Here is a 13,000-nt window from a genome sequence, read left to right on the forward strand (position 1 = left end):
GCTGGGTGAAAAGGTACAGTGTGGCGGCTTCCGCAAACACCACCACCATGGCCGAAAAGGGATCCAAAGGGACGACGCCTTTGCCCACCGTCATCATGACACGGCCGCTGTAGGTTAAAACCCCGAGAGCCATGCTCAGTCCGCCGATCAGGGCCCCCGCTTGCGTGCTCACAAGCCCCGACGTGACATAGAGCCCGGTGACATTGGCCACGCTGTTGGCCCCTAAGCCGTAGGCGGCATAACAGCCCGTGAGCAGTACGGCCACGAAATAGAACCGGTTGCGTGCCGAAAAGGAGGCGATCCGCTCCACGATGAGTTTTGCAAAGGCGCGATGGAGGCTGGCACTGCAGATGAGGGATGTGACAGGGGTTAGAGTCCAGCACAAAACGATCTTGGCCAGCTGGGAATAATCGAGGGATGTCTCCAGAAAAGACCACCCGAGAATGGCTCCCACAAGCGCTTGGGACGTGGATGCCGGAATGCCGGCTCGCGTGAGCACCGTCATGGTGACGGCGATGGAGATGGTCAGAAGGAAGGCCGTGTCAGGATGCACAAGGGCCAATTTGCCGTAGGTGCTCATGCACTTGACCCCCTCCATCACCGCGCCCAAAAACACATAGATGGCGGTCCGCCAGAGGGTGTGCGAAAAGCGCACGAGACCGCTGGCCACGGCCGTTCCAAAGATGTTAGCGGAATGATTGGCCCCCAGACTCCATCCCAGAAAAAGCCCGCCAAGGATTCTCCACATGGCTTCCGCTTCGCTCCCCTCTAGGACCTTCTAACGGAAGCTCACGGTGAGCACATAAAGGGCGTCACCGGCGTCTTCAATGAGATCTCTGAAACTGGTGAGGCTTTCCAGGAAATCGCCGTAGAATTTACCCTGCCAGAAATTGGCGATGGGAATATCTTGGATTTTTTTGAAAATGTCCGCCTTGAGGTCGTCGACGCGCTTTTCCAAGATGCGAATGGCCAAAACCTGCTCTCGAATGTCTTTGCCTTGAACGGCCAGCTGAAAGGCGATTTGAAGGATTTCGCACATCTGCTTGTTCAGCGATGTGACCGTGCGGCATTCTTGGGCAATGGCGTCATGAAGGGAGATCCGCTCAAAAAATCGTGCCGTGTCCTCCACTGTATCAAAGGCCTGATCCACCAATTCCACGAAACGACACAGACTGGGCCGAGATAGGGCAGAAACGCTCCTTCAAAGATAATGGACAGGGCACGGCGTCGCACCATGTCGCCTTCCCGTTCCAGATCGTAAATGGCTTCCACCTGGGAGGCTTCTTCGCTGTTGATGAGAGCGGCCAGGGCCTCGTTGGCGACGCACATCAGCTGCAGGTGCTCGTGCATGGCTTTCAGGGCCGCTTCTTCATTGCGGTTGCCGCGCATCCACTTAAACATGGGCGTTCCTTGCCCTGTCGATGAGCGTCGCTTGCATGATGTCCATGAGGGCGACGACACCCACGATCTTTCCGTGGTCGCAGACGAACACGCGAGCCACATTGGCCTGTTCCATCAATGCGGCCACCTTTTCCACAGTCTCATCTTGTGATACGCACCGCAGAGGTCGACAGGCGATGTCTCCCACCCGGACCTTCAGGGGATGGAGGCCTTTAGCTAATACCTTAAAAACCACGTCCCGTGCCGTGACCACCCCGTCCGTTTCCGAAGGATGGGAAGCGCGCACCAGCAGGGAGCGGATGCGCTTGTCCACCATTTTTTCAATGGCTTCGTGGACAGTGGCGTTTGAAGCGATGGACTCCAGCTTGCGCGTCATGATTTCTTACAGCTTCATAAAATCCTCATCCTTGGGGGGCGGCCTTTGGGTTATCAAATTGAAGAATCGAAAAGTTCTTTGGCACATGACCATGTTACCGCCACGCAACCGCCTTGCCCGCTCTTCATGGCCGCCCGTGGCTTGCGCCGCGATGCCTTATGGTGTTGTGGAGCGTTCTTAGAGCCTGATTACGAAATGACCACGCAAAACCGTTCCCGGATGGGCTTCCGGCTCCCTTGTCCCATAACCCTCTAGAGACGCGAGGCATAGAGGGTGGAAGGAAGACGTTCGGCCCCATCAAAGCGCGCCTGTGCGTCGTTGCGGCTCACCGACTCCACGTGGGCCCTGCCCAGAAGTCGACCGTCTTTGGCCAGGACCCGCACAACATCTCCCGGCGCCAGGCCGTCGGCGCTGCCCAATCCAAAAAAGAGGGTAAAAGATCGGTCCTTGTTCTGAACGGCTCGATAAACGGAAGCGATCCCTTGGTGCCGAAGCGCCCGGTCCAGCCTGTCGTTGGGTTTGTAGGATAAATACAGGTAAAAAACCAGATTGGCATGGCGCAGGGTGCCATGAACCATGGGCTGACACCAAGAGTGCGCAACAGAAGGGATCTTGCGGGCACTTCTGAGCGGCATGACCCATGAAGCGCTGCACGAGGAGGGACCCAGGCCGGGTCATCTCAAGGGTTTTTTTCGGTTATGGCCGAGCAGATGCTCTCGCCGCCTCTGCTGGGTGTTGAACGTTTCGGCGACAAAAGCTATGCCATCATTTCCGACAAGTACATGAACTTCAGTTCACGGGTAGGCTATCATTATACTATTGTGGACTGTTACTGCGGTCGAGACACCCACAAGAACTACATCACACTTTTCTTTATGGGAGGTGCGGCCGACGAGATTCGGCGAAACCGTCGGGTGCGGGCTATTGGCCTCATTTTGGAACATTTGAATTTTCGCGTGGATGTGGTGGGCGACCGCGTGACGGCGCGTTTTCAAAAGCACCCGACCCACAAGATTCTGGAACACATGGAGCGTCTGGGGCGTCTGCTTCAGTTTACACGCCAAATGGATATGTTGATGGAGAGCGAACGCTCCGTCGAGGATCTGGCTCGACGGTTCCTGGAGGAACGCTATGCCTTGACGGCGGAGCAGCCCGTTTGACATTGCCTCTGCAATGTCCAACAGGCCGCGTGCATCAATCTGCCGCCCAATATGGCGCGTCGATCAAGGGGCAGGTGAAGAGCGCTGCACTTTTTCCCGGGCCCTTTTCTTTTCCAAAGCCCCTTCGATCTTGGTCACGAGCTCCTCGATGGGGCAGGGTTTGAGTAGATACTCGTATCCTCCCAACCGCATGATTTCCACGGCGGCATCGACATTGGCGTGGCCGGTGAGGATGATCACTTCGGGCAAAGGATCCAACGCTTTGATTTTGGCCAGGGCCTGAATTCCGTCCATGCCCGGCATCTTCACGTCCAAGACAACCACGTCCACATCCCTTGCTGAATGCGCACCAGGGCCTCGTGGCCCGATCCCGCCTCCTCCACCCCAAAGCCTCTTTTCCTCAGAAGCTTTCCCATGGTGGAGCGAAATCGTTCCTCATCGTCCACCAACAACACACGTGCCATATGCGGAGCCATAAGGAACTCCTATGCCAATTTTTGCCCCAAAGTGCGGGGAAGCCGAGGCAGCCGCACCGTGAAACGGCTGCCGTGGCCCACTGTGGATTCCACAAGAATGAGGCCGCCTAAGGCGGTGACGATCTTTTGGCAAACGGCCTAGCCCAGTCCCGTTCCTTGACTCGGAACCTTGGCGGTGAAAAAAGGGTCAAAGAGATGGGGAAGATGCGACGCAGGAATGCCGCAGCCGGTGTCGGCGATGGAAATGTCCACCCACCCCTTGGGGTGTTCCTGTGTCGTGGCGGTCACCGTCCCCTGAGACTTGATGGCCTGAACCGCGTTGTTGAGCAGGTTGAGAAGGACCTGCCGCAGGAGAGGTGGATCCGTCCATACAGGGGGTATGGGATCCTGGTAAGACCTTTGAAAAGAGATGTCTTTGCCTTTGCTCAACCGCTCCACCAGCCGAACCATATCCTCGATCAAACCGTTGATGTCCACCCACTGGAGCACCGGCTCACTTTTGCGGGCAAAATTGAGCAACCGGTGGGTGAATTCCGCGCATCGAGCCACCTGGCCGCCGATGACCTGAAGCGATTCGATGATTTCCTGAGCCGCTTCAGCATCGGCGGGCGGATGTTCCTTCAGAAGTTCCTGGATCCATTCCACCTCTCGCCCGATGACGGCTAAGGGATTGTTCACTTCGTGGGCGATCCCCGAGGCCATCTCGCCGATGGTGGCCATTTTCTGTGCCTGAAGCAGCTGTCGTCCCGTGAACTCATCCTTGGCCCGTTCGTTGATGAGCATGCGAACCAGAAGGTAGCTCATGACCAAGGACAGGATGGCCCAGGGAACTAGAAGCACCCTAAGGCATGAAGCCCCTTGAAAGCGTTCGACGCCACTCATGCCGACGGCGCTCAGGGCCGGAAGATATGCCCACAGAAACCGGCCATGCTTTTTCATGCCATTCACCTCACGCCTCTGCGTATTTCCAAGGCCATGGAAGAGGTGCAAAAGACGGGCCGATTCGAGGTTTGAAATTCATGCCACGGCGTGGAGAGGGATCTCCATGGCTTTTTGAATGTGTTCAAGAATAATCGGCCGACACACCTCAGAGGGAACGGGCTCAGGAGCTTGTCCGACAATGGTTTTGCCACGCCCTCACGGCGTGCTGTCGGAGCCGCGCACGCCGCGACTCCATACCAGCGCGCTTCATAGGCATTCGCTCTCAGATGGGGTTCACGCCTTGTGAGGCTTCTACAGAGTGGCACGAAAACGGTCCCAAAAAGCCATTCTCAGACGAGCGCCTCGCCGCCCGCTGCCATGTGGACCGCCGGGAGCCGGTTCCTTCAAGTTCGGGCCAGGAAGACGCGGTCCACTGACCAGAGGACGGCCACGGCATGGCCTCGACACAGAGCCGCTTGGGAACGTGGTCCTGACCCTGCGGCTTTGTCTGGATTTTGGATCCGCGAAAGCCCGGTGCCCATTAGAGGGGTTTTGTGTCGATGATCTTGTCACCTTTGACGAACTGTTAAAGATCCTGACAGAAGAACGCATGGTCCCTGAGAGCGCTGTGGCTGAAGCGTTTCGAAAAAACTCTTGAAGTGGGCCGCTCTTGGCTGCCTTTCCACGTCTTGTGCCCTCTGGCACGTTCATTGCCCTTCACCAAAGTGCACCGGCGGTCCATGAGGGCATGGCCGGACCTCGGAAAGCGTTCACTTCATCGGACAAGGACATGGGGTTTCATGGATCGACCTTTTCGCATTGTGGTCACCGATCGCAACCGACACGTTCGGGCTTTCGTTCGAAGGGAGTTGGCCCAGGACGGTTACGAGGTCATGGAAGCCGTCGACTATCGGGAATTGCAGAAAATTTTGGGTTCTTCGGTGAACGTGGATCTTCTGGTTTCGGATCCCGATATCGCCGTGCAGAGCCTGCGGGTAGTCCTGCGCACCCTGAAGCAACGGTATCCGACCATGCGCGTGGTGGCGCACAGCTTCTGGGATGATGCGGCCCTGGCCCATCATGTGGATGCGTCGGTGACCAAGACGGGATCTCCACGGGAACTCAAAGAGGTGGTGTCACGCCTGCTGGCCACGGCGGTCGCGGCTGAACCGAAGGACTCCAGCTCCCCCCACAGGGCCGGGGCGACAAATCATGGACAAGGAAGGGGACCACGGTGCTCACAGCGGATGACAGGTACTACAGCAGCCTGCGCCGGAACATCATGGCCATCATCATCACGGTGTCCATGATGCCCCTGCTGGCCATGATGGCCATCGCCGGATACCAGTTTCACACGGCGTACCGGCACAAAGTGGCGGATCATCTGGGAGCCTTGGTGGAACGGCACGCGCTGCACATCGACACCTTTCTTATGGAAAAACTGGCGGACATCCGTTCACTGGCGGCCATTAAGCCTTTGGAAAAGCTGCAGGATCCTCAGGAGTTGGAAAACATTCTCGCCATTTTTCAAGAAAAGCATCAGGGGGATTTTGTGGATCTGGGGCTCGTAAATGAGCGGGGCGTTCAGGTGGCCTACGCTGGTCCGTTTCGGCTGACGCGGGCCCAGTACGGGGACGGTTCACGGTTTCAGGAAGCCATGAGCCAGCCTTTTACCATCAGCGATGTGTTTTTGGGACTTCGAGGTCTTCCGCACTTCATCGTGGCTGTACGAGTGGAAAAAAACGGTCGTCCCTGGGTGTTGCGGTCCACCGTCGTTTTCGTCTCTTTTTTGGATCATCAACTTAGATGACGGGTTAACGGAAGACCTTGATGGGCCTTATGTCACTTTGGAACAAATCGTGTCCGTGCCGATACTCGCCCTGTGGCAAGGCATGACGGCCATTCCATGGGAAGGCCCGCCTCCTGTGGACACCAAAGGTTTTATGTCCGTTCTCATGGAGGCCGCCTTCAACCCGGGCCTGGACCCTTCCGTAGCCTCCCCCTACGCCGTACGCAACTATTTTATGATTTCCAGGAACCTTTGCAGTCTGCAGTCCCGCTTCGGCTTTCATTTCTCCACGCTGGAAGCCTTAGTGGATGAGCGGACGTCCCAAAACTACGTGAGCTTTCAGTTCAAAGGCGGGGCGGCCGATCGCAGGCGCCGTGTGTTGAGGGCTCGAGGTGTGGCGGATCTTTTAGAGCCCTTTGACTTTCGTTGCGAAGTTCGGGAGGATGCCGCCTTCGCTCGGCTGGAAGGCCGCCCGGTAGAGGTGATGGTGGACCGGCTGCGCATTTTGGGTTATCTCATCATGCACACGCGCCAATTGGACATGGTGATGCATAATGCGGGTTCCGTGCACCGTTACCGCGCCAAGATGCTGCAAGAAATCGAGACTGTGCGGCAATGGCGAGGGCTGGCATGTCCATCTTAAGAGCGGTTCGAAGATGCCTTTTCTTGGCGAAGGTCCGGCGCGCACAGGCCATTGAACCATTAAGCGTAGCCGTTTTGTCAGTTGCCCTCAAAGCGGTGTGCCGCGTGCCTACAGGTGACTTTGTCGCACGGCCTATGGTGAGGAGTTTCTCCGTGGTGCCCATATCGTTTCAAAGCGATCTGACCACCGTGTCCTTCAGCCGAAAAAAGCTGATGCGCCGCAACCGTGCCTTGTCGGTACTGTTGGGATTGAGCGAAGTCCTTTCCCAGTCCAAAGATTTAAGGCAACTTTTGAGCCAAGCCTTGGATTACGTGCTGGAGCATACGGCCTTTGATGCCGGACGCGTCTACCTCATGGAACCGGATCGGCAAAGCCTTCGACTGGCCGCGTATCGAGGCATGGATGTGGAGGGTTTGGAGCGGGTAAGTCTTGAGGAAGGGTTTACGGGGCGAGCCGCCAAATCCTGTCTATTCATTGCCCAGTCGGTGCAGGCCCTGGGGGATGCCAAGAGAGCTGAGTTGTTGGTGTCCAAAGGGATTCACACCGTGGTTTGTGTTCCCTTTGTGGTCTCGGACCGCGTCGAAGGGGTCATGAACCTGGCCTCCAGGAACCCCATTCAGCTCAAACAGGACGAAGTGGATCTTTTGATGATGATCGGGCATCTCATCGGTGTGGCGGCCATCCATGCGGAAACGGAAGAAATCCTTCGGGAGATTGTGGAAGAGCCGCAGGACCGCAATGAAACCATCAAGCTTTTTGTGTCCACAGTAGGCCACGACCTGAAAGGTCCGGCCGTGGCCGCGTATGGTTTTGCCCACAGACTGCACGAACACTATGGGCATGTTTTGGACGAGCGCGGGCGGCTCTATTGCAACCAGATTCTCAAGACAACCAAGCAGATCGCGTGCATGGTGGATGAGCTCAACAGCTTTGTGCGCACGCGGGAAATGGTGTTGCGCCCGCAGCCGGTGGCCATATCGTCCCTGTGGGACAGTTTGCGCCAGGAATTTGCGGTGGAACTTACCAAAAGATCCGTGCAATGGTCGGAACATTCGCAGCTCGCTGAAGTGACGGTGGACGAGGTCATGGTGCTTCGCGCTTTGCGAAATCTTGTCCAGAACGCCCTGATCCATGCAGGGCCCACCATGCGACGTCTGCAGGTAGGTTGCGAAGAAAGACAAAATTTTTTCGTGTTTTGGGTGGCAGACGACGGCGAAGGCATTGCCTTGGAACACCAGAGAAAGCTTTTTGAACCTTTTGCTCGGTTGAAGCCTTCCTCGGCCTCGGAGGGTTCAGGACTCGGTTTGGCCATCGTGCGTGAAGTGGCCCACCGGCACGGCGGCGAAGCCTGGGTGCGTTCGGAACCGGGTAAAGGGGCGGTCTTTTTCTTCAGTGTGGCCAAGCCGGTGAAAATTGAATGCCCATGCGCATCCCAAGGAGACTGATCATGTTTGAGAAAATTCTTTTTCCCGTAGATTTTTCACCTGTTTCGGAAAAAATTGTTCCGGTCGTGAGGGAAGTGGCGGCACGCTTTCAGGCCAAGGTGCAGGTGCTCTTTGTTGCCCGTGTGTTTGAACATTTGGGAAGTATTTACGTGCCGCACCCCAGCATCACGACCATTCAGGCGGAACTGGCTAAAGGGGCTCGAAAGAAACTGGATGAGTTTCTCCGGGAACACTTTCAAGACCTGCCTGTGGAGGGCCGGGTGGTTTCGGGGGATCCTGCGGAGGAGATCCTGAAGTTCGCCGCGACGCACGGCGTGAACCTGATCGTTATGGGTACCCATGGCCGAAAGGGGCTGGAACGCATTATGTTTGGCAGCGTCGCGGAACGGGTGGTCAAGGGAGCGAGGGTGCCGGTCCTTACCGTCAATCCCTATGGAGACCAGGCCCGATCGGCGCGGTGACGCATTCCACCGGAATATGCTTCACCCATCGCACGAGCTGCTGAGTGGTCACGATATTCATCGCCCACGAGAGGGGAACTCATGGGACTGTTGCATCTGGACCGCATGCTCAATCCGAAATCCATCGCCGTCGTGGGAGCCAGCGAGCGGCCGGAAAGTGTCGGGGCCGCCGTCATGAGAAATCTTGTGGAAGGCGGTTTTCCCGGAGCCGTCTACCCCATCAATCCGCGTCGGTCCTCCGTCTGGGCCTCCAAGCTTACAACGCCCTGCAAAGCGCTCCAAGCCCGGTGGACTTGGCCATCGTGGCCACCCCCATGGAGACCGTGCCCTCCATCATCAAGGAATGCGGCGCCACGGGCGTTGCAGGGGCGGTGATTCTTTCGGCAGGGGGACGGGAAACGGGGGAGAAAGGGCGACGGCTCGAACACAAGATCGCTCGAGAAGCCGCCACCGCAAAGGTTCGCATCATCGGCCCCAACTGCCTGGGGTTTATCTGCCCGGGGGCGAAACTCAATGCCAGTTTTGCTGCTCACATGCCCCAGCCGGGTCGTTTGGCCTTCATTTCCCAAAGCGGCGCCCTGTGCACGTCCATTCTGGATCTTTCCCTTCAAGAAGGCATCGGCTTCAGCCACTTTGTCAGCATCGGTTCCATGCTGGATGTGGACTTTGCCGACCTCATTGATTACCTGGGCAACGACTTCCGCGTCACCAGCATTCTCCTCCATGCAGAAAGCATTCCTCATTTGCGTAAGTTCATGAGTGCGGCGCGTGCGGTGTCGCGCATCAAGCCCATCGTGGTCCTTAAGTCGGAAAGAGTCCAGCCGGAGCCCGGGCCGCCTCGTCCCATACCGGCGCCATGGCCGGAGAAGACGCGCTTTACGATGCTGCGTTTCGACGGGCCGGTGTTTTGAGGGTCACCACCATCGGCGAACTTTTCGACTGCGCGGAGCTTCTGGCCAAGCAACCGCGACCCGAAGGCCCTCGACTGGCCATCATCACCAACGCCGGCGGCCCGGGAGTAATGGCCGCGGACGCTTTGGCGGAATACGGATTGGAACCCGCGCCTCTAAGTGAAAAAACCTTAGAGGCCCTCAATGCCGTGCTTCCACCCTGGTGGAGCCGCAACAATCCTGTGGACATTCTTGGGGATGCTTCCCCGGAAAGGTATGCCAAGGCGCTTCAGGTGTGCGTGGAATCCTCGGAAGTCGACGGCGTCCTGATCATTCTCACGCCACAGGCCATGACCGACCCCACAGCCGGGGCCCGTCAGGTGGCGGCCATGGCTGCCAAGCGGCCCTGTCCCATTTTGGCCTCATGGATGGGCGGCGTCAACGTAGAAGAAGGGCGCCGCGTGCTGAACCAGGCGGGCATTCCCACATACGCGACGCCGGAACAGGCCATTGCGGCTTTCATGGAACTGTATCAGTTCGCCGTGAACCAAAAGATGCTCAAGGAGATTCCCAAGAGATTCCGGGAAGACCTCACCTTTGACGAAGAACGGGCCAGAAGGGTTCTTCAAAGGGGTTTGGCGAGACCGCACGGCATGCTCACAGAAGTGGAATCCAAAGAGCTTATGGAAGCGTATGGCCTACCGATCACGGTCACGCGCCTTGCGCACCATGAAGACCACGCGGTCGTCCTGGCCCGGGATATGGGCTTTCCCGTGGTGCTCAAGATTTGTTCGCCGGATATCGTCCACAAAACGGAAGCCGGGGGCATTGTGCTGGATGTGCAAAACGAAGACCAGGTGCGCGCCGCTTATCGCACCATCCTCGAGAGGGCTCGAGTCTACAAGCCCGACGCCGAGATTCACGGCGTGTCGGTGCAACCCATGCTGCGCACCGCCCAGGGCGCCACGGGCGTGGAGCTTATCGTGGGAGCCAAAAGGGACGATCACTTTGGGCCCGTGATCCTTTTCGGCATGGGTGGCATTCTGGCCGAACTGCTTAAAGACCGTTCCCTGGCGCTGCCTCCCTTGAATCGTTCCCTTGCGCATCGCCTCATGGAGGACACCAAGGTCTACAAGGTGCTTCGAGGATACCGCAATCTGCCACCAGCCGACATGGCCTCGCTGGAGGAATTACTGATTCGGCTGAGTCAGCTGGTAACGGACTTTCCGGAAATCGTGGAACTGGACATGAATCCTGTTATTTTGCAACACGGAAGGCCATGGGCGGTGGATGCACGGGTTCTGGTTCGACCCAGCTCGGTTCCCTCTCCCATGCACCTCATCATCAGCCCGTATCCGGCGCGCTACGAAAAGCACGCCGTGACAACGACAGCATTGCCCGTTTTTGTTCGACCCATTAAACCGGAAGATGCCCCGCTGCTGGTGGACCTCTTTCACGTGCTTTCTCCCACGAGCATCTATTTCCGGTTTTTCAGCCCCATCAAGGAACTGTCCGAAGACATGCTGGCTCGGTTCACGCAGATCGACTACGACCGAGAAATCGCCCTGGTGGCCGTGGATGCGTCGGGAACCGCGCAGGAGATACTGTTGGGTGTGGCCCGTGTCATCAGCGACCCTGATGGAAAAAAGGCGGAATTCGCCGTGTTGGTAGGGGATCTCTGGCAAGGAAAGGGCATCGGGGCCTTGCTTTTGGAAAACTGTCTACACATTGCCAAGGAACGGGGCATCGAAACCGTCTGGGGCACGGTCCTCAGAGAAAACACTCAAATGCTGGCACTGGGCCGAAAACTGGGCTTTTCCGTGTGTCGCGTACCCGAAAGCACGGACTGCGAACTGACCATTGATCTGCGCGCCGTGACCTTTGATGAGGCAGGTCGAATCCAGCGCTCTTAGGAGCAGGCCGACAACGGTTTTGCGACACATCCCTTCGGCTTGATTCTGTCGAAACGCCGCGAGGCTCAATAAGGAATCGCGGCTTGCGCCGCTCTTACAAAGGCTGTTCTCGGACAAACTGTTGAGGAGCCGTCCCAGCTGTGTGTTCTGAGTAAAAGTCCCAGCGCGCCCAAACGCGCGCGAGGTGCGGTCAGCACTTGCCGCGGGCGCCGTTTTCACAAAGTGGCGTGCTGACAGAACGTCTAGCTCCGTCTGCGAAAATGGGCCTGATGACGTCTTTTAGCGTAAACGGCTGGAATGGTCACCCCAGCAGGGGAGGAAAGTTTGTGAAAAGTTTCAAGTCCTGAAGCCTACGTGCCGTTAACCGGGATGAAGCCCTGCAGCTTTCGATGAACAATCTCGCTGGGACATGCTTCATGGAGATCATCACAACCCACAAGAACGTGGATTTTGATGCACTGGCTTCCGTGGTGGCCGCCAAACATCTTTACCCCAAAGCGCACATCGTCATACCTCGAAGCATCAATGCCAACGTGCGCTCTTTCCTATCCATTCATAAGGATTTGTTTCCTTTCATGAGCCCCCTGGGGGTGCCCCAGGACGAGGTGTCGCGACTCATCGTCGTGGACGCCAACCGCTGGGAACGCCTCGATGGCCTGGACGCGCTCATGAATCGCTCCGATCTGGAAGTGCACTTGTGGGACCATCATCCCGACATCGGAGACATTCATGCCGTCGCCGGCCGGCAGGCCCTTGTAGGATCCGCCGCCACGTTGCTGGTGCAGGAATTGGAACAACGGGGTGCGGCCATCGATCCCATTCAGGCCACTTTGTTTTTGGCCAGCATTTACGAGGACACGGGGCACCTTACCTTTCCCTGCACGCGAGCCACGGATGCTCGGGCGGCCGCTTTTCTTTTGGAAGTGCAAGCGGACCTGAACGTCATTCAGACGGCTCTCAGACCCGGCTATGGACCGGAGCACAAGGAAATTCTTGCGCACCTTCTGGAAACCGCGCAACGCGTCACCCTGAACGGCCATGTGGTGTGTTTCGCCAAAGCGGACCTGAAGGGACATGTTTCCGGACTGGCCTCTGTGGTGGCCATGCTACGGGACGTGTTGAGCGCCGATGCTGCCTTCGGCCTCTTTTGGGATGGCCGACGGCGACAAAGCATCGTCATTGCCCGAAGCGGCCCTGACAGTATGGATGTGGCGGCGCTCATGAAACCCCTTGGCGGAGGCGGCCGCCCGGAAGCGGCCTCCGCCCTCGTCAAGGGCACTCGCCCGGAAGGCATCGAAAACTGGATTCGGGAACTCATGGCCCAAAACGGCCACGCATCCATGCCCATCTTCGATCTCATGTCCTTTCCTGTGTTTACTGTAGGACCGGACGAAACGGTGGACGCCGTGCACAGCCAACTTAAAGAGCGGGGGCACACGGGTGCCCCGGTCACGGAAGGGGAAAAAACTGGTGGGCTTGATTTCCTTGCGTGACCTCGTCAAACTGGAGCGCCCCACCCAACGTT

15 protein-coding genes and 2 pseudogenes are annotated in these 13,000 nt (G+C 57.5%); 9 read left to right on the top strand and 8 right to left on the bottom strand.

Annotated elements, in window-relative coordinates; translation table 11 throughout:
• Positions 1-7 precede the first annotated feature (7 nt).
• The 5 genes and pseudogenes from ACUVSA_RS05065 to ACUVSA_RS05085 all read right to left on the bottom strand — a co-directional run.
• A pseudogene (locus ACUVSA_RS05065) lies at positions 8-748 on the bottom strand (anion permease); the annotation flags it as partial.
• Between the two features lie 30 nt (positions 749-778).
• A complete protein-coding gene (locus ACUVSA_RS05070) occupies positions 779-1,159 on the bottom strand; it encodes a DUF47 family protein (RefSeq protein WP_445894016.1) in 381 nt (126 codons plus the stop codon).
• Positions 1,048-1,401, bottom strand: coding sequence for a DUF47 family protein (locus ACUVSA_RS05075; protein WP_445894017.1), 354 nt, complete (start codon positions 1,399-1,401; stop codon positions 1,048-1,050). The genes ACUVSA_RS05070 and ACUVSA_RS05075 overlap by 112 nt, the downstream gene beginning before the upstream one ends.
• On the bottom strand, positions 1,394-1,777 hold the full coding sequence (locus ACUVSA_RS05080; protein ID WP_445894018.1) for a CBS domain-containing protein: 384 nt from the start codon (positions 1,775-1,777) through the stop codon (positions 1,394-1,396). Before ACUVSA_RS05080 ends, ACUVSA_RS05075 begins: the two co-directional genes overlap by 8 nt.
• A 251-nt stretch (positions 1,778-2,028) precedes the next feature.
• Complete coding sequence (locus tag ACUVSA_RS05085) at positions 2,029-2,355, bottom strand: hypothetical protein (protein ID WP_445894019.1); 327 nt, start codon at positions 2,353-2,355, stop codon at positions 2,029-2,031.
• 120 nt (positions 2,356-2,475) lie between these two features.
• Between ACUVSA_RS05085 and ACUVSA_RS05090 the strand changes: the two genes are divergently transcribed.
• Positions 2,476-2,937: a hypothetical protein gene (locus tag ACUVSA_RS05090; protein WP_445894020.1), complete on the top strand. Its 462-nt coding sequence runs from the start codon at positions 2,476-2,478 to the stop codon at positions 2,935-2,937.
• 63 nt (positions 2,938-3,000) lie between these two features.
• Here the strand turns inward: ACUVSA_RS05090 and ACUVSA_RS05095 are convergent, their stop codons facing one another.
• The 3 genes from ACUVSA_RS05095 to ACUVSA_RS05105 all read right to left on the bottom strand — a co-directional run bounded on the left by ACUVSA_RS05095 (position 3,001) and on the right by ACUVSA_RS05105 (position 4,352).
• Positions 3,001-3,261: a response regulator gene (locus tag ACUVSA_RS05095; protein WP_445894021.1), complete on the bottom strand. Its 261-nt coding sequence runs from the start codon at positions 3,259-3,261 to the stop codon at positions 3,001-3,003.
• Entirely contained in the window at positions 3,243-3,413 is a 171-nt protein-coding gene (locus ACUVSA_RS05100; protein WP_445894022.1) for a hypothetical protein, read from the bottom strand. The genes ACUVSA_RS05095 and ACUVSA_RS05100 overlap by 19 nt, the downstream gene beginning before the upstream one ends.
• Positions 3,414-3,551: 138 nt before the next feature.
• Positions 3,552-4,352 (bottom strand): sensor histidine kinase, encoded by an 801-nt coding sequence (locus ACUVSA_RS05105; protein ID WP_445894023.1) that lies wholly within the window; start codon positions 4,350-4,352, stop codon positions 3,552-3,554.
• Positions 4,353-5,134: 782 nt separating this feature from the next.
• On the opposite strand from ACUVSA_RS05105, the gene ACUVSA_RS05110 reads away from it, so the two are divergent.
• The 8 genes and pseudogenes from ACUVSA_RS05110 to ACUVSA_RS05145 all read left to right on the top strand — a co-directional run bounded on the left by ACUVSA_RS05110 (position 5,135) and on the right by ACUVSA_RS05145 (position 12,968).
• Positions 5,135-5,644, top strand: coding sequence for a hypothetical protein (locus ACUVSA_RS05110; protein WP_445894024.1), 510 nt, complete (start codon positions 5,135-5,137; stop codon positions 5,642-5,644).
• A complete protein-coding gene (locus ACUVSA_RS05115) occupies positions 5,569-6,144 on the top strand; it encodes a hypothetical protein (protein ID WP_445894025.1) in 576 nt (191 codons plus the stop codon). Before ACUVSA_RS05110 ends, ACUVSA_RS05115 begins: the two co-directional genes overlap by 76 nt.
• A 55-nt stretch (positions 6,145-6,199) precedes the next feature.
• Positions 6,200-6,766 (top strand): hypothetical protein, encoded by a 567-nt coding sequence (locus tag ACUVSA_RS05120; protein WP_445894026.1) that lies wholly within the window; start codon positions 6,200-6,202, stop codon positions 6,764-6,766.
• Between the two features lie 152 nt (positions 6,767-6,918).
• Positions 6,919-8,211 carry a sensor histidine kinase gene (locus ACUVSA_RS05125; protein ID WP_445894027.1) on the top strand — a complete coding sequence of 431 codons (1,293 nt, stop codon included), beginning with the start codon at positions 6,919-6,921 and terminating at the stop codon, positions 8,209-8,211.
• 2 nt (positions 8,212-8,213) lie between these two features.
• Positions 8,214-8,672, top strand: a complete 459-nt coding sequence (locus ACUVSA_RS05130) for a universal stress protein (protein WP_445894028.1) — start codon at positions 8,214-8,216, stop codon at positions 8,670-8,672.
• A 174-nt stretch (positions 8,673-8,846) separates the two neighbouring features.
• Positions 8,847-10,809, top strand: a pseudogene (locus ACUVSA_RS05135) (CoA-binding protein); the annotation flags it as partial.
• Positions 10,810-10,893: 84 nt separating this feature from the next.
• On the top strand, positions 10,894-11,475 hold the full coding sequence (locus ACUVSA_RS05140) for a GNAT family N-acetyltransferase (RefSeq protein WP_445894092.1): 582 nt from the start codon (positions 10,894-10,896) through the stop codon (positions 11,473-11,475).
• Positions 11,476-11,891: 416 nt separating this feature from the next.
• Positions 11,892-12,968 carry a DHH family phosphoesterase gene (locus tag ACUVSA_RS05145; RefSeq protein WP_445894029.1) on the top strand — a complete coding sequence of 359 codons (1,077 nt, stop codon included), beginning with the start codon at positions 11,892-11,894 and terminating at the stop codon, positions 12,966-12,968.
• Positions 12,969-13,000 lie beyond the last annotated feature (32 nt).

Source organism: Desulfosoma sp., assembly GCF_052743555.1.